This is a genomic window from Brachymonas denitrificans (genome assembly GCF_907163135.1).
Lineage (GTDB): Bacteria > Pseudomonadota > Gammaproteobacteria > Burkholderiales > Burkholderiaceae_C > Brachymonas > Brachymonas denitrificans_A.
Window position 1 is genome coordinate 570,973 of record NZ_CAJQUA010000001.1, and the last position, 26,019, is coordinate 596,991.

Sequence of the window (26,019 nt, forward strand, 5' to 3'; positions counted from 1 at the left end):
TGCAACGTCTGAAGCCTCGCGGAGACACCCCCTGTGCTGATTACCCTGGTCCTCGTTTACCTGCTGATCACCATCGGCATCGGCCTGTATGCGGCGCGCCGTGTGAAGAACACGGCCGACTTCGCCGTGGCCGGCCGCCACCTGCCGCTGGCGATGATCATCACGCTGACCTTTGCCACCTGGTTCGGATCCGAGTTGGTGCTGGGCATTCCGGCCAAGTTCATGCAGGATGGCCTGGGCGGCATCGTCGAGGATCCCTTCGGCGCTGGCACCTGCCTGATCCTGGTCGGCCTGTTCATCGCGGGCCGGCTCTACAAGATGGATCTGCTGACCATCAGCGACTACTACCGCGTGCGCTACGGCACCTTCGTCGAGGTTTTCTGCTCCATCATCATCATGATCAGCTATCTGGGCTGGGTGTCGGCTCAGGTGGCGGCACTGGGCGTGGTGTTCAACCTGCTGAGCGAAGGCTCGGTGTCGGTGCAGATGGGCATGGTGCTGGGCATGCTGTCCATCCTGATCTACACCCTCATTGGCGGCATGTGGTCGGTGGCGGTGACGGATTTCATCCAGATGATTGTGCTGATCGTGGGCCTGTTGCTGCTGGCTTATTACGCCAGCGACATGGCCGGCGGCGTGCAGCCGGTGCTGGATCTGGCCACCAGCAAGGACCTGTTCCGCTTCTGGCCCGAGCCGAAGTGGCACGACATCATCTTCTTCTTTGCCGCGGCCATCACCATGATGTTGGGCTCCATCCCGCAGCAGGACGTGTTCCAGCGCGTGATGTCGGCCAAGGACGTGCGTGCCGCCACCTGGGGGCCGGTGATTGGCGGCAGCATGTACATCCTGTTTGCCGCGGTGCCGATCTTCCTGGTGGCCACGGCGCTGATCGTGATGCCCGAGCAGACCAGCGCGCTGATCGCCGACGATCCGCAGAAGGTGCTGCCCACGCTGGTGATGCAGAAAATGCCCTTCATCATGCAGGTGGTGTTCTTCGGTGCCTTGCTCTCTGCCATCAAGTCCTGCGCCTCGGCCACGCTGCTGGCGCCCACCACGACCTTCGTCGAAAACATCCTGCGTCACTTCGTGCGCAACATGGGCGACAAGGCCACGCTGTTTGCCATGCGCATCTCCGTGCTGGTGTTTGCCGGCATCGTGCTGGTGTACGCCATCCTGATGGAAGGCACCTCGATCTACGAGATGGTGTCCGGTGCCTACCAGGTGCCGCTGGTCGGCGCCTTCGTTCCGCTGGTGGCCGGCCTGTACTGGAAGCGTGCCTCCACCCAGGGCGGCATCTTTTCGGTGGTGCTGGGCGTGGGCGTGTGGCTGCTGTTCATCTTCGTGCGGGGCTGGGGCGAGGCCTTCCCGCAGCAGCTGGCCGGCGTGATCGCCTCGGGCGTGGGCATGGTGGCCGGCTCGCTGCTGCCGCAGTGGATTGACCAGGACCGTGGCCGCGTGCCGCACTTCGAGGGCTCGCCCGAAGTGGAAGGGCGCCTGATCGCCTGATGGGGTGCCCATGCGTTCAAGCGCATGGGGCGTTCCGGACCTTGCCCTGATCGGCCCATGTGGTGCGTACGCTGCTTCAGGGGTGCCAGCCCGAGTCATCTTCAAGCGCAAGTCATGGCCGGACTTTATAATCACTAGTTGCCCTGCCAGTTCCGGCAGGTGTCCCTGTCTGTTCCCTTCCTGAAGAGCCATGCCGATTTACGCCTACCGTTGTGAAGCCTGCGGCCACAGCGCCGATGTCCTGCAGAAAATCAATGACCCTCTCCTGAGCATTTGCCCCTCCTGCGGCGCCGACAGCTTTCGCAAGCAGGTAACTGCGGCCGGCTTCCAGCTCAAGGGTTCCGGCTGGTATGCAACCGATTTCCGTGGCGGCCAGGGCGGCACCAGCGCTGCAGCTCCCAGCCAGCCTGCAGCCGAAAGCAGCGCCTGCGCGTCCTGCCCGGCATCCACCGCCAAGGACTGATTCCCTTTTTCCGCACCCAGCATGTTTAAGAGCAAGCTCCAACAATATTTCATCGCCGGCCTGCTGGTATGGCTGCCGCTGGTGATCACCGTCTGGGTGCTCATGTGGCTGCTCGGCATGCTGGACGGTATCTTCGTCAGCATCCTGGCCACCATCGAGGCCGTGGTGCCCGGCCTGACCGGCATGGCGCAGGCCGTGATGAAGATTCCCGGCATCGGTGTGCTCGCGCTGGGTCTGCTCATTCTGCTCACCGGCACGCTGGCGGCCAACATCGTCGGCCAGTGGTGGATCCGCCAGTGGGACGCGCTGATGGCGCGCATTCCGGTGGTGCGCTCCATTTACAGCAGCGTCAAGCAGGTGTCCGACACGCTGTTCTCCGGCAGCGGCAAGGCCTTCTCCAAGGCGCTGCTGGTGCAGTATCCGCGCCATGGATCATGGACTGTGGCCTTCCTCACCGGCCATCCCGGCGGCGAGGTGGCGCACCACCTGCCCGGCGCGCACGTCAGCGTCTATGTGCCGACCACGCCCAACCCCACCTCGGGCTTCTTCCTGATGATGGCGCGCGAAGACGTGATCGAGCTCGACATGACGGTGGACGAGGCGCTCAAATACATCATTTCCATGGGTGTGGTGGTGCCGCCCGAGCACGTGGGCGGTCTGTCGCGCAAGGGCGGGATTGCAGGCAAGCCTTTGCCGGTTGCTGCACCCCCCGCTGCGCCCGCTCCCCCGGCGCCGCCCGCAAGCCCTGAAAAGACCGATTAACATCAAGCATGTCCCGCGCCGTCTGCGGGACCAGAAAGACTGAGAAAAAATGGCAATGCGTTCGATCTATTGCGGTCAGGTGACCGAAGCCCTGCTGGGCCAGACTGTAACCCTGTGCGGCTGGGTCAACCGCCGTCGCGACCACGGTGGCGTGATCTTCGTCGACCTGCGCGACCGCGAAGGCTATGTGCAGGTGGTCTGCGATCCGGACCGCCCCGAGATGTTCAAGGTGGCCGAAGACCTGCGCAACGAGTTCTGCGTGCAGGTCAAGGGCCTGGTGCGCGCACGCCCCGAAGGCACCACCAACGACAATATCACCACCGGCAAGATCGAGGTGCTCTGCCACGAACTGAACGTGCTGAACGCCTCCGTCACGCCCCCGTTCCAGCTCGATGACGACAACCTGAGCGAAACCACCCGTCTGACGCATCGCGTGCTGGACCTGCGCCGCCCCTACATGCAGCGCAATCTGATGCTGCGCTACAAGGTGGCGATGGAAGTGCGCAAGTTCCTCGACGCCAACGGCTTCATCGACATCGAAACGCCGATGCTGACCAAGAGCACGCCCGAAGGCGCGCGCGACTACCTGGTGCCCAGCCGCGTGCACGATGGCCACTTCTTCGCGCTGCCGCAGTCGCCCCAGCTGTTCAAGCAGCTGCTGATGGTGGCCGGCTACGACCGCTATTACCAGATCACCAAGTGCTTCCGCGACGAAGACCTGCGCGCCGACCGTCAGCCCGAATTCACGCAGATCGACATCGAGACTTCCTTCCTGGGCGAAGACGAGATCCGCGCACTGTTCCAGGACATGATCAAGCAGGTGTTCCGCAACACCATGGATGTGGATCTGGGCGAGTTCCCGGTCATGCAGTATGCCGACGCCATGCACCTGTACGGTTCCGACAAGCCCGACCTGCGCGTGAAGCTGCAGTTCACCGAATTGACCGACGTAATGAAGGATGTGGACTTCAAGGTGTTCTCCACGCCGGCAACCACCCCGGGTGGCCGCGTAGTGGCGCTGCGCGTGCCGCAGGGCGGCCAGATGAGCCGCGGCGAGATCGACGGCTACACCGAGTTCGTCAAGATCTACGGCGCCAAGGGCCTGGCCTGGATCAAGGTCAACGAGAAGGCCAAGGGCCGCGAAGGCCTGCAGAGCCCGATCGTCAAGAACCTGCACGATGCCGCCCTGAACGTGATTCTTGAGCGCACCGGCGCCCAGGACGGCGACCTGATCTTCTTCGGCGCCGACAAGGCCAAGATCGTCAACGACGCCATCGGCGCACTGCGCCTGAAGGTGGGTCACAGCGAGTTTGGCAAGAGGAACGGCCTGTTCGAGGACCGCTGGGCGCCGCTGTGGGTGGTCGATTTCCCGATGTTCGAATACGACGAGGAAGACGACCGCTGGAACGCCATGCACCACCCCTTCACCTCGCCCAAGGACGGTCACGAGGACTACATGGACAGCGACCCGTCCAAGTGCGTGGCCAAGGCCTACGACATGGTGCTGAACGGCTGGGAACTGGGTGGTGGCTCCGTCCGTATCCACCGCGCCGAAGTGCAGAGCAAGGTGTTCAGCGCACTGAAGATCACGCCGGAAGATGCCCAGGTAAAGTTCGGCTTCCTGCTGGATGCGCTGCAGTACGGCGCGCCCCCGCACGGTGGCCTGGCCTTCGGTCTGGACCGCCTGATCACGCTGATGACGCGCGCCGAATCCATCCGCGACGTGATTGCCTTCCCCAAGACCCAGCGTGCCCAGTGCCTGCTGACGCAGGCCCCGAGCATGGTCGACGAGAAGCAGCTGCGCGAACTGCACATCCGCCTGCGCAACCCGGCTGCAGCCGAAGCCAAGAGCGCCTGACCGGAGCCCTGAAGCATGTCGCCCCCGCAGGTTCCCGAGCGCATTCTGCCGACCGACGAGCCGCAGCGCACGCTGCGGGTGGCGACCTACAACATCCACAAGGGCGTGCAGGGCATGGGCCCGGCCAAGCGGCTGGAAATCCATAACCTGCAGCAGGCCATCCAGCAGCTCGATGCCGACATCGTCTGCCTGCAGGAAGTGCGCAAGATGAACCGCCAGGGCGAGCGCCGCTTCGCCAACTGGCCGCAGCTGGGGCAGGCCGACTTCCTCAAGCCGCAGGGCTACCACGCCCTGTACATGACCAACGCCATCACCAAGCACGGCGAGCACGGCAATGCCCTGCTCAGCCGCTTCGAGGTGGTGCGGCACAAGCATGAGGACATGTCGGACCACCGCTTCGAGCAGCGCGGCCTGCTGCATGGCGAGGTCAACCTGCAGGGCAAGCCGGTGCATGTGATCGTGGTGCACCTGGGCCTGATCGCCGCGAGCCGCGTGCGGCAGATTCGCCAGTTGCAGGAATTCATCGACCGCGAAATCGGCTGGAACGAGCCGCTGGTGGTGGCGGGCGACTTCAACGACTGGGGCAAGCAGCTGGTGCCCATCATGGCCGAATGCGGCCTGCACAGCGAATGCCAGTCGGCCGCCCATTTCACCTATCCGGCACGCCTGCCGCTGGCACAGCTGGACCATGTCTATTCGCGCGGCCTGCACCGTGTGCGCCAGTTCGTGCCCCAGCTCGATTCGGTGGTGCGCAGCACCGGCATCCGCTCCTGGTCGCGTCTGTCCGACCACCTGCCGCTGGTGGCCGAGTTCGAACTCGACCGCTGAGCACGGGCAGCCCCAATCCTAGCAGGGCTGATTGTCATCCCTCGCGGTGACACGGGTTACAGATGGTATGCTTCTACAGCTTCAGCAGTCCGAATTCATCCAGACCCTCATGACATCCTCCTCTCCCGCCGAAGACGAAGGCACGCCGGTATCGGTCAAGATCCGCGAGCGCATCCTGGCCGCGCGCAAGCGCTTCCATGCCAATGACAACATCTCGGAGTTTCTCCAGCCCGGAGAGCTTGAGCAGTTGCTCGACGAAGTCGAGGAAAAGCTGCAGGGCGTGCTCGACAGCATGGTGATCGACACCGAGAACGACCATAACACCGACACCACCGCGCGCCGCGTGGCCAAGATGTACCTGAAGGAGGTATTTGGCGGCCGTTACGTGCCGCAGCCGGTGCTGACCGAATTTCCCAATGCCGAGCGCCTGAACGAGCTGATGATCGTCGGCCCCATCACCGTGCGCAGCGCCTGCTCGCACCATCTGGTGCCGGTGATCGGCAAGGTCTGGATCGGCATCATGCCGAACGAACACACCAACGTGATCGGCCTGTCCAAGTATGCGCGCCTGGCCGAGTGGGTGATGAACCGCCCGCAGATCCAGGAAGAGGCCGTGGTGCAGCTGGCCGATCTGATCCAGGACAAGACGCACCCCGATGGCCTGGCCATCGTGATGGAGGCCACGCACTATTGCATGGCCTGGCGCGGCGTGAAGGACATGGACAGCAAGATGATCAACTCGGTCATGCGCGGTGTGTTCCTCAAGGATCCCAACCTGCGGCGCGAATTCCTCTCGCTGATTCCGCGCAAGAACTGAGCGGCCGGGATCGCCGCTGTCGCCCCTAATTCAACGGAGTTTTTATGCTGGTCAGACTGTTATACGTGAGCCGTGCCGCCGATGCCGCCCTGAACGACCTGGACAACATCCTGCAGCACGCGCGCAACTACAACGCCGAGCACGGCATCACCGGTGCGCTGTGCTACAGCAGCAACATCTTCATGCAGGTGCTCGAAGGCAGCCGCACCGAGGTGAACCGCCTGTACGCCACCATCCTGCGTGATCCGCACCATAGCGACGTGGAGCTGCTGCACTACGAGGAAATCAGCGAGCGCAGCTACAGCGGCTGGACCATGGGGCGCGTGGACATCTCCCGCCTCAATACCTCCACCGTGCTGAAGTATTCCGAGCATGCGGATTTCAATCCCTATGCCAACTCCGGCAAGATGGCGCTGGCGATGCTGCAGGAACTGGTAGCGACGGCCAACATCATCGGCCGCGCCTGAGCGGCCGGGGCCTCAGGCCCTTTCTGCTCTCCAATGACAAACAGGCAGCCGAAGCTGCCTGTTTTGCCTGGTGCCGCAAGAGCGTTCAGTTCAGCGCTTGCCGTTGTGCAGCAGGCTGTCCACCACCATCTGCGACAGGCGCGAGAAATTCATGCCCTGCAGTTCGCGGTTGAAGCTGTTGCGAGCCCAGCGGCGCGTGCCGTTCCAGCGCCAGGGCTTGAGCACCACCACGGCAGCACCGAGCGCAGCCGCGATGGCCAGCAGGCGGTAGGGATGGCGGCGCGCATACTTCTGCACCAGTGGCTCGCCGATTTCGATGGCCATGTGCATGGGATGGCGGCGCCACCAGGCATTGAGCAGGCGCTGGGCGGCCAATGCGCCGGTGGAGAGGGCGCGGCCGGTGTCGCTGTCGACCAGGCCGGATAGCGACCAGGCACGTGCCGGGCGGCGGGCGACCCGCGGGGTGCGCGGCGGCAGTTCACGTGCCAGTGCGTCGGAGGCGGCAGCCGCCTCGACATCGGCCGTCGTCGGTGGTACCGGCCCGGTGGCTGCCGCAGTCACGAAGGAAGGGGCCTGGGCCACGACCGGACTGGGAGCGTCCGGCATCTGCGCCTGCACGGTGGCGCCCTCTGCAGCCTGCCGGGCTGCCTTGAGGCTGGCCGTGGCGCCGGGGCGCATCATTTCCAGCAGAGCGCGCCGGGACTGTTCCAAGCGCTGCGAGGGGGTGAGGGTTTCTGTGGTGCCGGGATTGTTCTCAGGCATCTTTCTCTCCAGCAACATGGAAGGCTTCGATGTCGGCCATGAACTGGCGCTTGACTTCGCCGACTTCGGCGCTCAGCACCGGCTTGCGCGTCATGCCGAAGGCGAACAGTGCCAGCAGCAGCGGCACGGCCGGCACGGCGACCAGCGCCCAGTGGAACTGGTTCTGCAGCAGGCCGAGCATCAGGGCTACGCCCGCAAAGACCAGGAACAGCGAAAGCGTGATGGCGACGACCACCCAGGCTACCAGACGACGTACGGCATTGCCGGCAACGTCCATCGACTCCTCGCGGAACAGGTCGAGGTAGTTGCCGATATGGGTCACGATCAGATCGGGCTTCTTGATCATGACCTTGAGAAGGGGGTGGAGCATGGGATCGCCTGTATCGAAAAGAGGACCGCCCGCGGGGACGGTATGAAAAAGCCGCAGCGGGCACGCACCGGGGTGCGGCTCACGACTGCGGCGATCGCATCGGAAAAAGGCAGGGCCAGCTGATCAGTTGCCTCCCTGGAGGCCGTCCCGAGCCTGCCTCTCCGGCGGGCTCAGGCTCAGCGATCGCGGCCGCGCAGCATCATCAGCAGGGCAGCAGTGGCTGCGCCCACGCCGGCGGCGATGGCGATCGATTTCAGCGGCTGGTCTTCGACGTAGCTGCTGGTGGCGTCACCGGCGTTCTGCAGGCTGCGCTTGGCGTAGTCGCGGGCGTCGGAGGCCTTGTCGATACCGACACGGGCATATTGCTGTGCGCGCTCGGCCAGATGGTCGATGGCCTCGGTGGCACGGGCACGTGCAGCGCCCAGGCGGTCGCTGGCATTTTCCATGGCGGCGCCGGCAGCACTCAAGGTCTTGTCGGCCACTTCATGGGTGGTGGCAGCAGCTTCGTTGATGACCTTGTCAGTGGTATTTTGCACGTTGTTCATGTCCATGAGTATCTCCTTTGGAAAGAATAGTGGGGACGACACTCATATGGTAACCGCCTGCAGGATTACAAGGGTAGTCGCGGCACCAAACGATTTGTATGCGGCGGACGACAGACTGTAGGAATCGCCCTACACGGTGCCATTTTCCGGCACGGGATCCTGCGGCAGTTGCGCGGCGATGGTGGTGCCACGCCCCGGTGCCGAATCGATGCGGATGCAGCCCTGCTGGGTTTCCACCCGGTATTGCATGCCGGCCAGACCGTGCGAGCCGGTGGCCAGCTGGCTGGTGTCGAAGCCGCAGCCATCGTCACGCACCCGCACATGGGCCTGATCGTCCACGGTCCACAATTCCACGCTGATCTGGCTGGCCCTGGCGTACTTGCTGCAGTTGGTCAGGGCCTCCTGCACCAGGCGGTACACCGTGAGCGCCTTGTCCTTGCCCAGCTGCACCGGCTCCAGCCGCGTGATGACGGCGATGCCGGCGCTGCTGGCGTAGTCGCGCGTGAGGTTTTCCAGCGCCGGCACCAGGCCGAGATTGCCCAGCGCGCTGGGCGTCAGGTCTTCCACGATGCGGCGCTTGAGGGCCACGCCGTTGTTGAGGATCTGCGCCAGGTGGGCCAGGCGTTCCAGCATGTCCTGCGCTCCCTCGCTGTTCCGATCCAGTTTGGTGCGCATGCGGGCCACGTCCAGCTTGGCCGTGGTGAGCAGGGCGCCCAGTTCGTCGTGCAGTTCGCGTGCCAGGCGGCCGCGTTCGTCCTCGCGCACCAGCTGCAGGTGGGCGGCCAGCCGGCGCAGGCTGTGCGTGCGCTGTTCGACGGTCTTTTCGAGCTGGGTGCGCTCGGCCTCCAGCAATTGTTGCACGCGCGCCTCGCGCCGCTCCTTGGTGACGGTCTGGCGCCAGATCAGGATGATCATGCCGACCGCGAACAGCAGCATGCCGGCCATGGCCAGCCGGGCCATGTGCAGCGATTGCCGGGCCTGCACGTCGAAACGCTTGAGACGCAGGTTGTTGAAGGCAATCACATGTGCGCCCTGCGCCTGGATCTTGCGCATCAGCTCGCGGCCCACGCCGCTGTCGACGATGCGGCGCCATCCCGCGACGTTGCCGGCCATCTGCAGCTGCACCGTCTCGTTCATCACCTTCTGCTTCTCGCGCACCTGTCCGAGCAGGGCATTGACGCTGTCGCGCACGCCTACCTGCGCGCTCGCCGCCAGCTGGCCGGCCTGCGTGTCGATGTCGCTCATGTGCTGGATGAAATCGGCCTGGTAGCGTTCGTCGCCCGTGAGCAGGTAGCTGCGCTGGGTGCTTTCCGCGTCCGAAACGGCCAGCATCAGCGATTGCAGCTGCAGATTGGCGCGTCGTGCGGCGGCCGCATCATCGAAGGCGAGGCTGGTGGCACGGAAGTTGATTTCATTGATCACCAGCAGCGCAGCACAGGTCAGGAAGACCAGTGCTGTAAGAATTTTTCGCATAAAGGGGTGCATGAACCCCTTGGTGAAGGTCTCTACAGTTAACATGGGCGGCTGGTTCATGGGTGCACCATCTCCGGTTGCACCCGTCATCACCACGCTGGAGGGCTTGATGATCAAGGTAGGTATCGTAGACGACCACGCCATTGTCCGTGCGGGTCTGAAACAGTTTTTTGCGGAACAGGTGGATCTCCGGGTGATCGGGGAAGCCGCCAGCGGGCGCGAGGCCATCGATCTGGTGCGCAACGAGCCCATGGATGTGCTGGTAATGGACCTGTCCATGCCCGGCCAAAGCGGCATGGACGCGCTGGGCATGATCCGCGCCAAGGCGCCGGACGTGGGCGTGCTGATCCTGAGCGGCTATCCCGAGGAGCATTACGCCACCAACCTGATCCGCCAGGGGGCCAGCGGCTTCCTGAACAAGGAATGCGATCCTGAGGAGATCGTCAAGGCGATCCGCACGATTGCCATGGGCAAGCGCTACATCAGCGCCAGCGTGGCCGAGCTGCTGGCCCAGCAACTGGGCAAGGGCGATGACCTGCTGCCGCACGAGCAGCTGTCCGAACGCGAATTCCAGGTCTTCCTCAAACTCGCCAAGGGCGAGACCGCCAGCGATATCGCCGACGAGCTGTCACTGAGCGTGAAAACGGTGAGCACCTACCGTACCCGCCTGATGGAGAAGATGAACCTCCAAACCAACAGCGACCTGACCTATTACGCACTGAAAAACAAGCTGATCGACTGATCAGCCTGCTGTATGCCGGCCCTGGTTGACTACTGCTCGGAAATCTCGATGCAGTAATCGATCAGGGCATCGATCTCGCGGGATTTGTCGAAGAACTTGTCGACACCCATCTGTACGCAGCGGTCGCGTACGTCGTTGGTGGCGTAGTTGCTGAACACAACCATCTTCTTGTCCTCGGGCCGGTCCTTGCAGGCCTCGAGCACACCCAGCCCGGTTCCCTGCTGCAGGAACAGGTCGACGATGGCCAAGTCCCACTCGGGAAGATGCGAAGTCAGCCAGTTGACTCCTTCCTTCTCGGTGGCGGCGACACCCACGGTTTCGGCATCGGCGAGTTCCTGGAGCGTATCCACCAGATTCTCACGGATGACCGGGTTGTCTTCTACGATGTAAACCTTCAGGCCCACTTGCGGTTGGCTCACTATTAAAGGGGAACGCCTGCCTGTTGAGCAGCGAGCCCGGAAATTGAACAATGATGCACAGGATATCCCGCGCCTTTTTTCAAGTATGCCATCAGGATGCAACGCGGGCTGTCGGAGAAGGATTACAGCACAACAGTTCGATTTTCGAGATTGTGCGCAAAGGCTGGCGTCATGCCTGCCTGGCGCTGCTGGTGCAAGGGGCTGCGCAGGCTGCGGAGCCCTTCGATGCCACGGTGTTGCGTGTGGTAGACGGGGATACGCTCTGGGTGTTGCCGCTGGCTATCCCCGCCGCGTCGCAGGACGGTGCGGTGCCGCCGCCTGCAGTGCGCCGCATCAAGCTGCGCATCGAGGGCATCGATGCGCCGGAAATCTGCCAGGCGCATGGTGCGAAATCGCAACGCTTTCTGGAACGCTGGGTGCTGCATGCCACGGTGCGCGTGCGGGCGCAGGGGCAGGACCGCTACCGGCGCCAGCTCGCGCAGGTACACGCTCCTGACGGGCAGGACATTGCGGCCGTAATGGTGCGCGAAGGGCAGGCCTGGTCCTATCGCACGCGCTGGACGCGCGGGGCCTATGCGGCCGAGGAGCGTGCCGCGCAGAAGGAGAGGCTGGGCCTGTTTGCCGATCCGCAGGCGCGCTATCCGCGCTATTTCCGGGCCGAGCATGGCCCGTGCTTCGTCACGCCAAGGCAGGCGCCCATGCCCCGTCGCTGAGCCCTCAGGCGTGGGCCTTGCCGCACACCGGGCACGCCGCCTGGCGCTGCAGCCCGATGCTGCTGAAGGCCATGCGGCGGGCGTTGATCAGCAGCATGGCATGGTGCAACTCACTCGGCAATTCGCACAGCAGCTTGATTGCCTCTGCCGCCTGGATCGACCCGACGATGCCGGTAATCGGTGCGAACACGCCCATGGTGGCGCAGCGCTCTTCCTCGGGCACGTGGCGCGGGTCGAAGGTGCAGGCATAGCAGGGGCTGAGCGGATCGCTGGCGCGGTATACGCCGATCTGCGCATCGAAGCGGATGGCCGCGCCCCAGACCAGATCGGTAGCTTCCTGCACGCAGGCCTGGTTCACCAGCTGGCGCGTGGCGAAGTTGTCGGTACAGTCCAGCATCACGTCGGCCCCGGCGGCCAGTTCACGCAGCAGCGTGGCGTCGGCGCGCTGGCTCAGCGTGCGGATCTGCGTCTCGCTGTTGATCTGCTGCAGCGCGGTGCGCATGGATTCGGTCTTGGCCTGGCCCACGCGCGCTTCGGTATGCGCAATCTGGCGTTGCAGGTTGGTCAGGTCGACCGTGTCGTTGTCCACCAGCGTCAGCCGGCCCACGCCGGCGCTGGTCAGGTACAGCGCGGCCGGCGAACCCAGTCCACCGGCACCGATGATGACGGCATGCGAGGCCAGCAGCCGCTCCTGGCCTTCCACATCGATTTCCTCGAGCAGCAGGTGGCGGGAATAGCGCAGCAGTTGGGCGTCGTTCATGGGGCAGGATTCTGGGGGTCACCGGGTGAAAATGGAAACGCACCCCGGAGGGTGCGTTGGGGGAGCAGGGCGTCAGCGTGACGCCGGGGCCGAGGCCGGCGGCCTGGCAGCCGGAGCCTTGCTGGCCGGCTTGTCCTTGCTGTCGGCCGGCTTGTCTTCGTCGTCCTTGTCCTTGGATTCGGGCGGGCGCACGGTCTGCGTCTTGCTGGCCGTGACCGGCAGACCCTTGAGCTTGTTCAGCGCCTGCTGCAGCTGGAAATCCTTCTCGCTGCCGAACTCCGGCAGCTTCAGGCCGTCGGGCGATTTCTTCATTTCCGCCTCGAGCTTCTTCAATGCTTCCTCACGCGCCTGGGTGCGCTCCTTTTCCTTGGCAGGATCGACCTTGTCATCCTTCTGGCCGTTGCTGATGTGGTGGTCCAGATCGGCCTCGCGCATGCGCAGGATAGCGTAGGGGCTGCCCTCGGCGGTTTCATCGACCATCACGTCGGGAATGATGCCGGTGGCCTGGATCGACTTGCCGCTGGGGGTGTAGTAGCGGGCCGTGGTGATCTTCAGACCGGTGTCGGGGCCGAGCGGACGCACCGTCTGCACCGAGCCCTTGCCGAAGGTCTGCGAGCCCATCACGGTCGCGCGCTTGTGGTCCTGCAGCGCGCCGGCCACGATCTCGCTCGCCGAGGCGGAGCCCTCGTTCACCAGTACCACCACCGGCACTTTTTTGAGCGCGGCCGGCAGTTCACGCAGCGGATCGCCGCTGCCCAGCATGCGGGCATAGTCCTGCGGAATGGCCTTGAACACGGTGTTGCTCTCTGCCAGCTGGCCCTTGGTGGAGACCACCGGCACGCCCTGCGGCAGGAAGGCGGCAGAGACGGCCACGGCAGCGTCGAGCAGGCCGCCCGGGTCGTTGCGCAGATCCAGCACGATGCCCTTGAGGTTGGGATCCTGCTGGTAGAGTTCGTTCACCTTGCGCACGAAGTCGGGCACGGTGCGCTCCTGGAACTGCGTGAGGCGCACCCAGCCATAACCGGGTTCGATCATCTTGGTGCGCACGGACTGGGCGCGGATCTCGGCGCGGGTGATGGTCACCGGGAAGGTGCGGCTTTCGGTCTTGCGCCAGATGGTCAGCACCACCTTGGTATCGGCCTTGCCGCGCATGCGCTTGATGGCGTCGTTGAGCGACATGCCGCGCACGGCCTTGTCGTCGATGCGCGTGATCAGGTCGCCGGCCTTGATGCCGGCCTTGTCGGCGGGAGAGCCCTCGATGGGAGAGACGACCTTGACCAGGCCGTCTTCCTGCGTGATCTCGATGCCGACGCCCACGAACTTGCCGCTGGTACCTTCCTTGAACTCCTTGAAGGCCTTCTTGTCAAAGTACTGCGAATGCGGATCCAGGCCGGACACCATGCCGGAGATGGCATCGGTGATCAGCTTCTTGTCGTTGACGGGCTCCACATAGTTGCTCTTGATCATGCCGAACACCGCGGCAAGCTGCTGCAGCTCCTCGAGCGGCAGCGGATCAGTGGCATTGCGTGCGGCCGTCTGGAACGACACTGTCGCCAGCGCACCGGCCAGAATGCCTGCCGACATCCAGCCGGCTGCTTTCAACTTGGAACCCATGTAATTACCTTCTCCCGGCCCGCTCCCTGCGGGCCCAGTGGTGCCTGATCGGGCGATCGCCTGCCATCGCAGGCGCCAGAGCCCCGTCAGTCTATGTGATACAGAAGGGACTATACACGGCCCCCACCACTGCTGCGTGGCGGGGTTTTCGTGTGGTTGTAACGGTTGTCAGGGGGCGTAAACCCCTTGACCAGACTGCAACAGTGCTTACTTCTTGCCTTGCTGGGCCACGGCCTTGGCGGCGGCTTCGGCAGCGGCGGCATCGCCCAGGTAGTAGTGGCGGATCGGCTTGAGGTCGGCGTCGAGTTCGTACACCAGCGGAATGCCATTGGGGATGTTCACGCCGACGATGTCCTCGTCGGAAATATTGTCCAGGTACTTGATTAGCGCACGGATGGAGTTGCCGTGGGCGGCGATCAGCACGCGCTTGCCCGACTGGATGCTGGGTGCGATGGATTCGTTCCAGAACGGCAGCACGCGGGCCACGGTGTCCTTCAGACACTCGGTCAGCGGGATCTGCTCGGGCGCCAGATCAGCGTAGCGGCGGTCGCCGCGCTCGCTGCGCGGATCGTCGGCGGTCAGGGGCGGCGGCGGCGTGTCGTAGCTGCGGCGCCAGACCAGCACCTGCTCGTCACCGTACTTCTGCGCGGTTTCGGATTTGTTCAGGCCTTGCAGGCCGCCATAATGGCGCTCGTTCAGGCGGTAGTCCTTGACCACGGGCAGCCAGGTACGGTCCATTTCGTCCAGCGTGTACCACAGGGTGTGGATGGCGCGCTTGAGCACGCTGGTGTAGCACAGGTCGAAATCCCAGCCTTCGGCCTTGAGCAGCTTGCCGGCAGACATGGCCTGCGACACGCCGGTGGGCGTCAGGTCGACATCGGTCCATCCGGTGAAGCGGTTTTCGAGGTTCCAGGTGGATTCGCCGTGGCGAATGAGGACGAGTTTGTACATGGCTCTCACAGTGCGGGAAAGAGTAGGAAGGAATTGCGCACCGACTGGCGGCAGACAATCCTCTATTCTATAAAATCTCGCCATGTTCATTGGCGCCGTGCGGCGCAGCAAGAGAGGTTACACGTGGATTTTTTGTTGCAAAACTGGTTGTTGATCCTGGTGGCCGTCGGTTCCGGCGCCATGCTGCTGTTTCCGGCGCTTACCGGGGGCGTGGGGCAGGGCGGCATGTCCGTGGCGGACGCGGTACAGAAAATGAACCGCGAGAAGGCGGTGCTGGTCGATGTGCGTGAGGCGGGCGAGTATGCGAACGAGCGCATTGCACAGTCCAAGAACATTCCGTTGGCGCAGCTGAGCGAGAAACTGCCGCAGACGGTGAAGAGCAAGTCGACGCCGGTGCTGTTCCTCTGCGCCCATGGTTCGCGCTCTGCTCGAGCCGCTGCAATCGCCAAGAAGCTGGGTTACGAACAGGCTTATTCGGTCGGCGGTGGCATGCGCAACTGGAAGAGTGCGAACATGCCGGTCAGCGGCGGCAAGGCGTAAGCGCCTGTCGCTCCTGCCGACACACTGAAATACTGCCGCTTGCCGCGGCAGCGATACTTTCTTTCCATGCAAAAAGTCACCATCTATACCACCGCCTATTGTCCGTACTGCATCCGCGCCAAGCAGCTCCTGAAGGAGCGCGGCGTGCCGGATTACGAGGAGATCAAGGTTGATCAGGATCCGGCACAGCGCCAGATCATGATGGAGCGCAGCGGCCGCCGCACGGTGCCGCAGATCTGGATCGGCGACACGCATGTGGGGGGCTGCGATGACCTGTTCGCCCTGGATCGCAAGGGCGAGTTGCAGTCGCTGCTCGGCGCAGCCTGATTGTCATGAAGCCTGCATGGCGTGCTGCATAATGGCACTTTGACCTTTACATCTCAATTTCGCGAAAGCACGCCATGGCAGACAACCAAGAACCCGTCTTCAACATCCAGCGCATCTACCTGAAGGAAGCCTCGCTGGAGCAGCCCAACTCTCCCGCCATCCTGCTGGAGCAGGATGCTCCCAACGTCGAGATACAGCTGGGTCTGGGCGGCGAGCAGGCCGCCGATGGCGTGTACGAAGTGACCGTGACCGCCACCGTCACCACCAAGATCGGCGAGCGCACCGTATTCCTGGTCGAGGCCAAGCAGGCCGGCATCTTCGAGATCCGCAATCTGCCCGAAGAGCAGATGAACGGCGTGATGGGCGTGGCCTGCCCGCAGATCATCTACCCCTACCTGCGCGGCAACGTGGCAGATATCGTGCAGCGCGCCGGCTTCCCGCCCGTGCATCTGGCCGAAATCAACTTCCAGGCCATGTACGAGCAGCAGCTGCAGGCTGCCGCCGCCGAAGGCCCGGCTGACGGTGCTGCCGTGCAGTAATCCCCTCCGTAAGCCGGCGGCTGCGCGCAGCCGTCCTGCCTGCAAGGATTGGACAGGGCGCCCGGAGCGCTCTGTTTTTGTCTGGGGAGGCTGTTGCAGAGCCGGCCCCGCCGCATTGGGAAACACGCGATGAAGATTGCCGTTCTGGGAGCGGGTGCCTGGGGCACCGCGGTTGCCATCCACGCAGCGAAACAGCACGAGGTGAGCCTGTGGGCACGCCAGCCCGAGGATGCCCAGGCCATGCAGGCCGAGCGCTGCAATACGCGCTATCTGCCGGGGGTGCCGTTTCCGGAGAAGCTGGCGGTGGCGAGTGGCACGGCGAGCGCCAGCGACGTGGCGGACCAGGATCTGCTGATTCTGGCGGCGCCCGTGGCTGGGCTGCGTACGCAACTGGAACGGCTGCGTGGTTCCACGGTGCCGCTGGTCTGGCTGTGCAAGGGCTTCGAGGCAGTGCAACCGGGGGCAGGTTTCGGCCTGCTGCCGCATGAGGTCAAGCAGCAGGTGGCGCCGGAATTGCTGGCAGGCGTGCTCAGTGGCCCGAGCTTTGCGCAGGAGGTGGCGCGCAGCCAGCCGACGGCGCTGGTGGTGGCCAGTCCGCACGCGCTTGTCTGCGAGCGCGCCGTGCAGGCGCTGCACGGCGGCTTCATGCGCGTGTACCGCAGCGACGATCTGGTTGGCGTGGAAGTGGGCGGCGCCGTGAAGAACGTGCTGGCGATTGCCACCGGGGTGCTGGACGGCCTGTCGCAGCGTGCCGCCCAAGGGGCGGAAACCTTTGCCCCGGGCCTGAATGCCCGCGCCGCGCTGATGACGCGCGGCCTGGCCGAGATGACGCGCCTGGGCATGCGCCTCGGGGCCGATGCGGCCACCTTCATGGGCCTGAGCGGCATGGGCGACCTGGTGCTGACCGCCACCGGCGACCTGAGCCGCAACCGCAAGGTCGGCCTGCTGCTGGCGCAAGGCATGACGGCAGACCAGGCGGTGGACAGCCTGGGCCATGTGGCCGAAGGCGTCTACTGCGCGCGCACCGTGCTGGCGCGTGCCGATTCGCTGGGCGTAGACATGCCGATCACGCGCTGCGTGGTGGCGCTGCTGGACGGGGCGATTGCGCCCACGGATGCGGCGCGCATGCTGCTGGACCGCAATGCCAAGAGCGAACATTTCTGAGCGGGCGGGTTTGCCACATTGAGCGTGGGGCGCCATCCGGCCGATAATGCAAGCAGCATGGAAAAACGCACCTACCCCCTGCGCCACGCCATCCCGGGCACGGAAACCGTCGTCACGGCGTTCCATTTCGGCCCGGCGCAGTCATCGCGCAAGATCTACATCCAGGCCAGCCTGCATGCCGACGAGCTGCCGGGCTCGCTGGTGGCGCACCACCTGTTCGAGCGGCTGGAGCGGCTCGAGGCGCAAGGGCGCGTGCAGGCGCAGATCGTGCTGGTGCCCATGTGCAACCCGCTGGGGTTGCGGCAGAACCTGTTCTACGGGCATATCGGGCGCTTCGACTTTGCCACCGGCCAGAACTACAACCGCCTGCGCAGCATCCGCCTGTTCGACTGGGCGCTGGAGCGGCTGCTTGAGCAGGGTTTCGAGCCCGGTGACGATGCCGCATTGAACGTACGCACCATCCGTTCGGCCCTGCAACAGGCGATTGCGGCGTTCGAGCCGCAGACCAGCGTGGAAGCCCTGCATGCGGTTCTGGTCGGGCTGGCGGTGGATGCCGATCTGGTGCTGGACCTGCATTGCGACAACCACGCCGTGCTGCACCTCTACACCTTGCCGCAGCTGTGGCAGGCGTTCGAGCCGATGGCGCGGCATCTCGGGTCGGAATGCCAGATCCTGGCGGAGGATTCGCAGTCGGCGTCGTTCGATGAATCACTGTCCACTCCCTGGCTCAGGCTGCAACGCCACTGGCCGGAGGCGGCCATTCCGCTGGCTTGTCACAGCGCGACGGTGGAATTGCGCGGAGAGCGTGACCTGTCCCATGCCTGGGCGCAGCAGGATGCCGATGCCTTGCTGCAATACCTGCACCAGTTGGGCGATGTGCAATTGCCCGACCATGCAGTGCGCAAGGCCCCGGAACTGGCACGGGCGCCGCATCCGCTGCAGGGCATGCAGTATGTGAATGCTCCCATGCCCGGCATCGTGGTGTACCACGTGCAGGCCGGAGACTGGGTGCAGTGCGGCCAGCCGCTGGCCGATGTGGTGGATCCCGTGAGCCAGGAGCAGCGCACCGTGCTCAGCCCGATCGAGGGCGTGGTGTTCGCCACCAGCGGGCAGCGCTTCGTGCATCCCGAGAACAAGCTGATGAGCATCTCCGGGGCAAAGGATATCGGCAACGCCAGCCTGTCGCCCTGATTGGGGGCGCCTGCTTCTTGACGGGATTGCGCAGCAAGACACAGTCCATTCGCACTCAGATCGGGTGTTGATTGGAATGGCGGGCCTGTAGGGGGAATCAGGCTAGCTCGGCGTATACGCCAGCCGCACGTAGATGGGCGCAAAGGCTTCTGCCTGCGTGATCTCTACCAGCGTTTCCTTGGCCAGCTCCAGCAGGGCGATGAAGGTCACCACCATCACCGCCACGCCGCGTGCAGGGTCGAACAGCTGCTCGAATTCGACGAAGCGGCGCCCCTGCAGCGTCTTGAGTACCAGGCTCATGTGTTCGCGCACGCTGAGTTCCTCGCGGCTGATGCGGTGGTGCTGCACCAGTTTGGCGCGCTTGAGGATGTCGGCCCAGGCCTGCTGCAGGTCGGACAGCTCCACGTCCGGAAAGCGCGGCTGCAGCGATTGTTCGATATGTACCTGCGCGCGGAAGAAATCGCGGCCGGCCTGCGGCACCGTGGCCAGCTGGGCGGCAGCGAGCTTGATCTGCTCGTATTCCTGCAGGCGGCGCACCAGTTCTGCGCGTGGATCTTCCACCTCTTCCCCATCGGCAGACTTGCGCGGGGGCAGCAGCATGCGCGACTTGATCTCGATGAGCATGGCTGCCATCAGCAGATATTCGGCGGCCAGTTCGAGATTGCGGGTGCGGATTTCGTCGACATAGGCCAGGTACTGGCGCGTGAGCGCGGCCATGGGAATGTCGAGAATGTTGAAGTTCTGCTTGCGGATCAGGTACAGCAGCAGGTCGAGCGGGCCCTCGAAAGCCTCCAGGAAGATTTCCAGCGCGTCGGGCGGAATGTACAGGTCCTGGGGGACGTTGAACAGGGGCTCGCCATAGAGACGGGCAACCGCCACGTTGTCCACCACCTCGGGCATCAGCGCGTCGGCGGCGGATGCAAGATCGGGGTCGGGGGTGTCCAAGGCGTGGCTGTGAGGGTCTGCAACGGCATCCGGCAGGATGCCGGGCAGGCGTTATTCGGCGTCGGTCTGGTACACGTAGGGCTTCTGCTTGACGCGGCCGGCCTTGTATTCGGCCAGCAGGTCGCGGTCCAGCTCCTTGTCCCACAGCAGGGCACGACCGGCACGCTGCTGCTCATCCAGCTCGGGACGCTGCTTTTTCAGCTCGTTGATGAACTTGGTGGTTTCGGACTGGTAATCGGGACGGCGGAACAAATACATGGTGCAGCGCTCTAAATGGAGGGAGTGGGGCGGGTTAGGCCGAATTTCGTGTATTTTAGCGATTCCTGCCCCGTTCCGGCCAAGTTCGCGGAGCGAGCAGGCGGTTAACCATGCTTTAGGAGAACACATGCAGGCATTTTCCCGACGTTTCCGCCGCTGGCAGTGGGCTGCGGCCCTCGCAACCGTCTGTAGCGCGCTGCTGCTGCAGGGCTGCGACAATGAGCGCGTGGCAACGACCGAAGAAGACCTGACGACCGAGGCGCAGGTGTACGCCAAGTGGGGCCAGCCGGAAAACATCTGGGAAGGCCAGAACGGCGAGCGCATCCTCGAGTACAACCGCCAGCCGCAGGGCACGACCAACTACCAGATCACCATCGGCCCCGATGGCAAGGTGGTGGCGCTGCGCCAGGTGCTCAATCGCGACAACTTCGACCGCGTCAAGCCCGGCATGATGATGGAGGACGTGCGCCGCATGCTGGGCAAGCCGGCGCGCGTGGTGCCCTATCCGCTGAAGAAGGAAACCGTCTACACCTGGCGTTACCGCGAGGGGCACAACCGCAGCAGCGTGTTCGAGGTGACCTTCGATCCGGACCTGTCGGTGATCCGCACGGAACACCGCGAGGATCCGGAGGACATGACCAACCCCGACAACAAGCCCTGAGCGTCTTCAGGCCGCCGGGCTGGCGGCGGTAGCCGGCGCGGGCCCGTTGTCTGCACCGGGCGGCAGCAGGGCCAGGCCGGCAGCCAGTGCGGCGCGCAGGTCGGGTTCCTGCCTGACGCCGGGATGATCCAGCAGCCGGGCGCGGCGCGCCATGTCCAGCGGCTGCTCGATCACGCCGCACAGGATCAGCGTGATGTTGCGCTTCTGGCAGGCGCGCGCCAGATGCTGCATTTCTTCCGCGCCCGAGGAATCCAGGTAGATCACGTTCTTCAGATCGACGATGGCCACATGCCGTGGCAGGTGGTCCTCGATGTCCTCGATGAGCTTGACGGCGCCGAAGAACAGGGCGCCATACAGCCGCCAGACACGCAGATCGCTGTCGTTCCACTGGGGGGCACCACTGACGGCGGCGGGCGGCACCAGCGGTTCGGAGCGCGACAGGCTGGAGATGCGGTAGATGAAGGTCAGGCAGGCGGCGACCAGACCCACCTCCACCGCCACGGTCAGGTCGAACACCACGGTGAGGAAGAATACCGCCAGCAGCGTCAGCCGGTAGGGCATGCGGTAGCTGCGCAGGCGCGCAAATTCGCGCCATTCGCCCATGTTCCAGGCCACGAACATCAGCACGGCGGCCAGGGTAGGCAGCGGCACCAGCGCCGCCAGCGGGGCGGCCACCAGCACGATCAGCAGCAGCACCAGCGCGTGCACCATGCCGGCGATCGGGCTGCTGGCTCCGCTCTTGACGTTGGTCACGGTGCGGGCAATGGTGCCGGTGGCCGGCATGCCGCCGAAGAAGGGCGTGATGAAGTTGGCCGTGCCCTGCGCCATCAATTCCTGGTTCGGGTCGTGCCGTTCATCCACCATGCCGTCGGCCACGCGCGCGCACAGCAATGATTCGATGGCACCCAGGATGGCCAGCGTCAGGGCGGGAATGAACAGGAAACGGGCGGTTTCCCAGTTCAGCTCGGGCAGGGCAAAGGCCGGCAACTCGGCCGGAATACCGCCGAAGCGGCTGCCGATGGTTTCCACCGGCAGGTTCAGGGTAGTCACGGCAATACTGCCGAGGATCAGGGCCACGATGGAGCCGGGGATGATGGTGAGCTTGCCGTGCACCAGCGGCGTGCGGGGGCCGAGTGCCGGAAGAAAATGCTGCCAGACGATGATGGTGAGCAGCGAGCCGACGGAAACCGCCAGCGCGTAGGGGTTGAAAGTGGACTGGTAGGCCCACAGGGTGGAGAGCATGCCGAAGAAGTCGGCAGGCAGCTTCGGAATGCTCAGGCCCAGAAAGTCCTTGAGCTGCGACAGGCCGATCAGCACCGCGATGCCGTTGGTGAAGCCGATCACCACCGCGACCGGAATGAAGCGTACCAGCGTGCCCATGCGGAACAGGCCCATCAGGAACAGCAGCACGCCGGACATGGCGGTGGCGATGATCAGGCTGGGAACGCCGTAGCGCTCCACGATGCCGTAGACGATGACGATGAAGGCGCCTGCCGGCCCGCCGATCTGTACCTTGCTGCCGCCGAACAGCGCAATCAGGAAGCCGGCGATGATGGCCGTGAAAATCCCCGTCTGCGGAGTCAGCCCGCTGGCGATGGCAAAGGCCATGGCCAGCGGCAGTGCCACCACCCCGACCGTGAGGCCGGCGGTGACGTCCTTGATGAAGCGTTCCCGGTTGTAGCCTCGCATCGATTGCAGGATGCTCGGCTTGAACATCAGGATGGAATCTGGCAACTGCATGGGAACTCCGGCGGTGAATGGGGAACGGCTACATCAGGGATCTGTGCTGGTTCAGTGTATGCGCATGCCGGGCTGGGCACCCGGGAAGGGCTCCAGCACGTAGATGCCCGGCTGTGCTGCTTCGTCCGCGTGGCTGGCGGCCAGCACCATGCCTTCGCTCAGGCCGAACTTCATCTTGCGCGGCGCCAGATTGGCAACCAGCACGGTGAGCTTGCCGACCAGCTGCTCGGGCTGGTACATGCTGGCGATGCCGCTGAACACGTTGCGTGTCTTCGGCTGGCCGGCTTCGTCCTTTTCGCCGGCATCCAGCGTGAGCTGCAGCAGCTTGGTGGACCCTTCCACGGCTTTGCATTCCAGGATCTTGGCGATACGCAGGTCGACCTTGGCGAAGTCGTCGATGGTAATGGTGGGCGCCAGCGCTTCGCCGCCGGGGGCGTTGGGGTTGACCGGGGCTGCCAGTGCCTGCGGCTTCTTGGCAGCCTTCTTTTCCGGCTCCTTGGCAGGGGCGGCGTCGGCCGGCGGGGCGAACAGGGCGTCGAGTTGCTTCACGTCCACGCGCTGCATCAGGTGCTTGAATTCGTCCATCTGGTGGCCGGCGCCCAGCGCCTTGCGCGCGTCGGCAAAGTTCTCCGGCGGCACGATCAGCAGGTTGGCGACTTCGGCCGCCAGGCGTGGCAGGATGGGCTTGAGGTAGATGGTCAGCACGCGGAAGGCCTCGATGCACAGCGTGCACACCTCGTGCAGGCGCTGCTCCTGGCCTTGCTGCTTGGCCAGTTCCCAGGGCTTGTGCTGGTCGACATAGACGTTGACCTTGTCGGCCAGTGCCATGATCTCGCGCACGGCGCGGGCGTAGTCACGGGTTTCGTACAGCTTGGCGATGTCGTCGCCGGCCTGCTGCAGTTCGGCCAGCAGGGTGGTGCCCTGGGCATCCAGGGTGCCCAGCTTGCCCTCGAAGCGCTTGGTGAGGAAGCCGGCAGAACGCGAGGCGATGTTGACGAACTTGCCGATCAGGTCGCTGTTGACGCGCGCCATGAAGTCGTCGGCGTTGAAATCGATGTCCTCGTTGCGGCCATTGAGTTTGGCGGCCAGGTAGTAGCGCAGCCACTCGGGGTTCATCTTCAGGCTCAGGTACTTGAGCGGATCCAGGCCGGTGCCGCGGCTCTTGCTCATTTTCTCGCCGTTGTTCACGGTCAGGAAGCCGTGCACGAAGATGCCGTTGGGCGTCTTGCGGCCGCTGAAGTGCAGCATGGCGGGCCAGAACAGCGTGTGGAAGGTGATGATGTCCTTGCCGATGAAGTGGTACTGCTCCAGCTCCGGGTTGGCGAAATAGGCGTCGTAGTCCTGGCCACGCAGCTTGAGCAGGTTCTTCAGGCTGGCGAGGTAGCCGATGGGGGCATCGAGCCAGACGTAGAAGTATTTGCCCGGGGCATCCGGAATCTCGATGCCGAAATAGGGCGCATCGCGCGAGATGTCCCAGTCGCCGAGCTGGGGCTGGTCGCCACTGCTGCCGTCGGAGGCGGGCTGGAACCATTCCTTGATCTTGTTCAGCACTTCGGGCTGCACATGCGGCACGCCCGGGGTGCTCTCGCCGGCCGTCCACTGCTTGAGGAATTCGACCGCACGCGGGTCGGACAGCTTGAAGAAGAAGTGCTCGCTGTTGCGCAGCACCGGCGTGGCGCCGCTCAGGGCGGAGAAGGGATTCTTGAGTTCAGTAGGGCTGTAGACGGCGCCGCAGTTCTCGCAGTTGTCGCCGTACTGGTCCTTGGCGCCGCACTTGGGGCACTCGCCCTTGATGAAGCGGTCGGGCAGGAACATGCCCTTGTCGGGGTCGTAGAACTGCTCGATGGTGCGGCTCTCGATCAGGCCGGCTTTCTTCAGGCCGAGGTAGATGGATTGCGCAAGTTCGGTGTTTTCCGGGCTGTCGGTGCTGTACCAGTGGTCGTGGCTGATGTGGAAGCCTTCCAGGTACTGCTTGCGGCCGGCGGCGATGTCGGCGACGAACTGCTGCGGCGTCTTGCCGGCCTTTTCGGCGGCGATCATGATGGGTGCGCCGTGCGCGTCGTCGGCGCCGACGAAGTTCACCTCGTGGCCCTGCATGCGCTGGAAACGCACCCAGATGTCGGCCTGGATGTACTCCATGATGTGGCCGATGTGGAAGGTGCCGTTGGCATAGGGCAGGGCAGTGGTGACGAACAGTTGGCGCGACATGGTGCGGATGATGATAAAGGCAGAAAGCCGGCACGCAGCAGGTGCAGGCAGTGTAGACAAACATCCCATTTTACGGGAGCGGGCTTACACGGTGCCGCAGGTGCGGCGTTCGGCATCTAATCCGCTTGCGCCGTAAGGGTGGCGGCTTTGGCTACACTGACGGGCATTGTCCGATGTGCGCGGCGACCCAGCACACACGGGCGTGGACAGACCGATGCCCATCGCAAGCAGTCGGGCCGCCCTCACAGACCAGTTTTTTCAGACAGATCACATTCCATGACTATTCCCGCAGAACTCCTCCAGGCCCTGGCCGCTGTCACCGACGAAACCGGCGCTCCGCTCGTGAATGACAAGTCCATCAAGGATCTGGTCTGGACTGGCAATCGTCTCGCTTTCACGCTCGAGATGGGCTATCCGGCAGCCAGCCGCCATCCGGCGATCCGCGAGGCGCTGCAACAGGCAACGCGGACACTGCCCGGCGTGGAGCAGGTCGACGTGGAGATCACGACCAAGGTGGTGCCGCATGCGGTGCAATCCGGCATCCAGCTGATCAAGGGCGTGAAGAACGTGGTGGCTGTGGCTTCCGGCAAGGGCGGCGTGGGCAAGAGCACCACCTCGGCCAATCTGGCGCTGGCGCTGGCCGCCGAAGGCGCAAAGGTCGGCCTGCTGGACGCAGATATCTATGGCCCCAGCATGCCGATGATGCTGGGCGTGCAGGGCAAGCCCGAAAGCCTGGATGGCAAGTCGATGGAGCCGATGGTTGGCCACGGCGTGCGCGTGATGTCGATCGGCTTCCTGATCGACGCCGACCAGGCCATGATCTGGCGCGGGCCCATGGCATCGCAGGCGCTGGACCAGTTGCTGCACCAGACGCACTGGGGCACGGCTCCCGATGACGAACTCGACTATCTGGTGGTGGACATGCCGCCCGGCACCGGAGACATCCAGCTCTCGCTAAGCCAGCGCGTGCCGGTGACGGGCGCCGTGATGGTGACCACGCCGCAGGACATTGCCCTGCTGGACGTGAAGAAGGGCATCAACATGTTCCAGAAGGTCGGCGTGCCGATTCTGGGCGTGGTGGAAAACATGGCCGTGCATGTGTGCAGCAACTGCGGGCACCTGGAGCACATCTTCGGCCACGAAGGCGGCAAGCGTCTGGCCGAGGCGCAGGGGCTGCCCTATCTGGGCGCGCTGCCGCTGTCGCTCCGCATCCGCGAGCAGGCCGACAGCGGGGCGCCCACCGTGGTGTCCGACCCGGACAGCCAGGCCGCGCAGACCTATCGCGAGATTGCGCGCAAGGTGGCGGCCAGCATCGCGGCGAAGGGGCGTGACTATACGCACAAATTCCCCACGATCAAGGTGTCGCACGGAACCTGATCTGTCAGCTTGCGTGCAG

28 protein-coding genes are annotated in these 26,019 nt (G+C 64.4%); 16 read left to right on the top strand and 12 right to left on the bottom strand.

Going from position 1 to position 26,019, the window contains the following annotated elements:
• Positions 1-33 precede the first annotated feature (33 nt).
• From KKQ75_RS02695 to KKQ75_RS02725, 7 genes are all read left to right on the top strand, one after another.
• Positions 34-1,506, top strand: a complete 1,473-nt coding sequence (locus KKQ75_RS02695; RefSeq protein ID WP_213360075.1) for a sodium:solute symporter family protein — start codon at positions 34-36, stop codon at positions 1,504-1,506.
• A 190-nt stretch (positions 1,507-1,696) separates the two neighbouring features.
• The gene (locus tag KKQ75_RS02700; RefSeq protein WP_213360077.1) at positions 1,697-1,969 is read left to right on the top strand and encodes an FmdB family zinc ribbon protein; all 273 of its coding nucleotides are present in this window, start codon (positions 1,697-1,699) and stop codon (positions 1,967-1,969) included.
• Positions 1,970-1,990: 21 nt separating this feature from the next.
• Positions 1,991-2,731 carry a DUF502 domain-containing protein gene (locus tag KKQ75_RS02705; protein ID WP_213360079.1) on the top strand — a complete coding sequence of 247 codons (741 nt, stop codon included), beginning with the start codon at positions 1,991-1,993 and terminating at the stop codon, positions 2,729-2,731.
• A gap of 49 nt (positions 2,732-2,780) precedes the next feature.
• The gene (gene aspS, locus KKQ75_RS02710; protein WP_213360082.1) at positions 2,781-4,589 is read left to right on the top strand and encodes an aspartate--tRNA ligase; all 1,809 of its coding nucleotides are present in this window, start codon (positions 2,781-2,783) and stop codon (positions 4,587-4,589) included.
• Between the two features lie 15 nt (positions 4,590-4,604).
• On the top strand, positions 4,605-5,417 hold the full coding sequence (locus tag KKQ75_RS02715) for an endonuclease/exonuclease/phosphatase family protein (RefSeq protein ID WP_213360084.1): 813 nt from the start codon (positions 4,605-4,607) through the stop codon (positions 5,415-5,417).
• Positions 5,418-5,526: 109 nt separating this feature from the next.
• Positions 5,527-6,234, top strand: a complete 708-nt coding sequence (gene folE / locus KKQ75_RS02720) for a GTP cyclohydrolase I (protein WP_213360086.1) — start codon at positions 5,527-5,529, stop codon at positions 6,232-6,234.
• A gap of 44 nt (positions 6,235-6,278) precedes the next feature.
• A complete protein-coding gene (locus tag KKQ75_RS02725) occupies positions 6,279-6,701 on the top strand; it encodes a BLUF domain-containing protein (protein ID WP_213360088.1) in 423 nt (140 codons plus the stop codon).
• A 90-nt stretch (positions 6,702-6,791) separates the two neighbouring features.
• Here KKQ75_RS02725 and KKQ75_RS02730 read toward each other — a convergent pair whose 3' ends face one another.
• The 4 genes from KKQ75_RS02730 to KKQ75_RS02745 all read right to left on the bottom strand — a co-directional run bounded on the left by KKQ75_RS02730 (position 6,792) and on the right by KKQ75_RS02745 (position 9,851).
• A complete protein-coding gene (locus tag KKQ75_RS02730) occupies positions 6,792-7,463 on the bottom strand; it encodes a hypothetical protein (protein ID WP_213360091.1) in 672 nt (223 codons plus the stop codon).
• Positions 7,456-7,833: a hypothetical protein gene (locus KKQ75_RS02735; protein WP_213360094.1), complete on the bottom strand. Its 378-nt coding sequence runs from the start codon at positions 7,831-7,833 to the stop codon at positions 7,456-7,458. The genes KKQ75_RS02730 and KKQ75_RS02735 overlap by 8 nt, the downstream gene beginning before the upstream one ends.
• Before the next feature lie 176 nt (positions 7,834-8,009).
• Positions 8,010-8,384 (bottom strand): glycine zipper domain-containing protein, encoded by a 375-nt coding sequence (locus KKQ75_RS02740; RefSeq protein ID WP_213360096.1) that lies wholly within the window; start codon positions 8,382-8,384, stop codon positions 8,010-8,012.
• A 123-nt stretch (positions 8,385-8,507) separates the two neighbouring features.
• The gene (locus KKQ75_RS02745) at positions 8,508-9,851 is read right to left on the bottom strand and encodes a sensor histidine kinase (protein ID WP_213360099.1); all 1,344 of its coding nucleotides are present in this window, start codon (positions 9,849-9,851) and stop codon (positions 8,508-8,510) included.
• A gap of 109 nt (positions 9,852-9,960) precedes the next feature.
• Between KKQ75_RS02745 and KKQ75_RS02750 the strand changes: the two genes are divergently transcribed.
• The gene (locus tag KKQ75_RS02750) at positions 9,961-10,593 is read left to right on the top strand and encodes a response regulator (RefSeq protein WP_213362643.1); all 633 of its coding nucleotides are present in this window, start codon (positions 9,961-9,963) and stop codon (positions 10,591-10,593) included.
• Between the two features lie 29 nt (positions 10,594-10,622).
• On the opposite strand, the gene KKQ75_RS02755 is transcribed toward KKQ75_RS02750, so the two are convergent.
• Positions 10,623-10,997 carry a response regulator gene (locus tag KKQ75_RS02755; RefSeq protein WP_213362644.1) on the bottom strand — a complete coding sequence of 125 codons (375 nt, stop codon included), beginning with the start codon at positions 10,995-10,997 and terminating at the stop codon, positions 10,623-10,625.
• A gap of 167 nt (positions 10,998-11,164) precedes the next feature.
• On the opposite strand from KKQ75_RS02755, the gene KKQ75_RS02760 reads away from it, so the two are divergent.
• Positions 11,165-11,725 carry a thermonuclease family protein gene (locus KKQ75_RS02760; protein WP_213360102.1) on the top strand — a complete coding sequence of 187 codons (561 nt, stop codon included), beginning with the start codon at positions 11,165-11,167 and terminating at the stop codon, positions 11,723-11,725.
• A 4-nt stretch (positions 11,726-11,729) separates the two neighbouring features.
• Here KKQ75_RS02760 and KKQ75_RS02765 read toward each other — a convergent pair whose 3' ends face one another.
• The 3 genes from KKQ75_RS02765 to gpmA form a co-directional block, all read right to left on the bottom strand.
• The gene (locus KKQ75_RS02765) at positions 11,730-12,485 is read right to left on the bottom strand and encodes a HesA/MoeB/ThiF family protein (RefSeq protein ID WP_213360104.1); all 756 of its coding nucleotides are present in this window, start codon (positions 12,483-12,485) and stop codon (positions 11,730-11,732) included.
• Between the two features lie 72 nt (positions 12,486-12,557).
• A complete protein-coding gene (locus KKQ75_RS02770) occupies positions 12,558-14,099 on the bottom strand; it encodes a S41 family peptidase (RefSeq protein WP_213360106.1) in 1,542 nt (513 codons plus the stop codon).
• Between the two features lie 207 nt (positions 14,100-14,306).
• Positions 14,307-15,050, bottom strand: coding sequence for a 2,3-diphosphoglycerate-dependent phosphoglycerate mutase (gpmA, locus tag KKQ75_RS02775; RefSeq protein ID WP_213360108.1), 744 nt, complete (start codon positions 15,048-15,050; stop codon positions 14,307-14,309).
• 180 nt (positions 15,051-15,230) lie between these two features.
• Here gpmA and KKQ75_RS02780 point away from each other — a divergent pair, with 180 nt between their 5' ends.
• From KKQ75_RS02780 to KKQ75_RS02800, 5 genes are all read left to right on the top strand, one after another.
• Complete coding sequence (locus KKQ75_RS02780) at positions 15,231-15,590, top strand: rhodanese-like domain-containing protein (protein ID WP_434087729.1); 360 nt, start codon at positions 15,231-15,233, stop codon at positions 15,588-15,590.
• Positions 15,591-15,656: 66 nt separating this feature from the next.
• The gene (grxC, locus tag KKQ75_RS02785; protein ID WP_213360113.1) at positions 15,657-15,917 is read left to right on the top strand and encodes a glutaredoxin 3; all 261 of its coding nucleotides are present in this window, start codon (positions 15,657-15,659) and stop codon (positions 15,915-15,917) included.
• 74 nt (positions 15,918-15,991) lie between these two features.
• Positions 15,992-16,456: a protein-export chaperone SecB gene (gene secB / locus KKQ75_RS02790; protein ID WP_213360117.1), complete on the top strand. Its 465-nt coding sequence runs from the start codon at positions 15,992-15,994 to the stop codon at positions 16,454-16,456.
• Positions 16,457-16,585: 129 nt separating this feature from the next.
• Complete coding sequence (locus KKQ75_RS02795) at positions 16,586-17,620, top strand: NAD(P)H-dependent glycerol-3-phosphate dehydrogenase (protein ID WP_213360120.1); 1,035 nt, start codon at positions 16,586-16,588, stop codon at positions 17,618-17,620.
• A 57-nt stretch (positions 17,621-17,677) separates the two neighbouring features.
• Positions 17,678-18,811 carry a succinylglutamate desuccinylase/aspartoacylase family protein gene (locus tag KKQ75_RS02800; RefSeq protein ID WP_213360124.1) on the top strand — a complete coding sequence of 378 codons (1,134 nt, stop codon included), beginning with the start codon at positions 17,678-17,680 and terminating at the stop codon, positions 18,809-18,811.
• A 102-nt stretch (positions 18,812-18,913) separates the two neighbouring features.
• Here KKQ75_RS02800 and KKQ75_RS02805 read toward each other — a convergent pair whose 3' ends face one another.
• Together KKQ75_RS02805 and KKQ75_RS02810 are read right to left on the bottom strand one after the other, a co-directional pair.
• Positions 18,914-19,711: a segregation and condensation protein A gene (locus tag KKQ75_RS02805; RefSeq protein ID WP_213362645.1), complete on the bottom strand. Its 798-nt coding sequence runs from the start codon at positions 19,709-19,711 to the stop codon at positions 18,914-18,916.
• Positions 19,712-19,807: 96 nt separating this feature from the next.
• Positions 19,808-20,014: a DUF3460 family protein gene (locus KKQ75_RS02810; RefSeq protein WP_213360127.1), complete on the bottom strand. Its 207-nt coding sequence runs from the start codon at positions 20,012-20,014 to the stop codon at positions 19,808-19,810.
• 127 nt (positions 20,015-20,141) lie between these two features.
• Between KKQ75_RS02810 and bamE the strand changes: the two genes are divergently transcribed.
• A complete protein-coding gene (gene bamE / locus KKQ75_RS02815) occupies positions 20,142-20,675 on the top strand; it encodes an outer membrane protein assembly factor BamE domain-containing protein (RefSeq protein ID WP_213360130.1) in 534 nt (177 codons plus the stop codon).
• A gap of 6 nt (positions 20,676-20,681) precedes the next feature.
• Here bamE and KKQ75_RS02820 read toward each other — a convergent pair whose 3' ends face one another.
• Together KKQ75_RS02820 and metG are read right to left on the bottom strand one after the other, a co-directional pair.
• On the bottom strand, positions 20,682-22,415 hold the full coding sequence (locus KKQ75_RS02820; RefSeq protein WP_213360133.1) for a SulP family inorganic anion transporter: 1,734 nt from the start codon (positions 22,413-22,415) through the stop codon (positions 20,682-20,684).
• 51 nt (positions 22,416-22,466) lie between these two features.
• On the bottom strand, positions 22,467-24,623 hold the full coding sequence (gene metG / locus KKQ75_RS02825) for a methionine--tRNA ligase (protein ID WP_213360136.1): 2,157 nt from the start codon (positions 24,621-24,623) through the stop codon (positions 22,467-22,469).
• Positions 24,624-24,899: 276 nt separating this feature from the next.
• Here metG and apbC point away from each other — a divergent pair, with 276 nt between their 5' ends.
• Positions 24,900-26,000, top strand: a complete 1,101-nt coding sequence (gene apbC / locus KKQ75_RS02830) for an iron-sulfur cluster carrier protein ApbC (RefSeq protein ID WP_213360139.1) — start codon at positions 24,900-24,902, stop codon at positions 25,998-26,000.
• Positions 26,001-26,019: the final 19 nt, after the last annotated feature.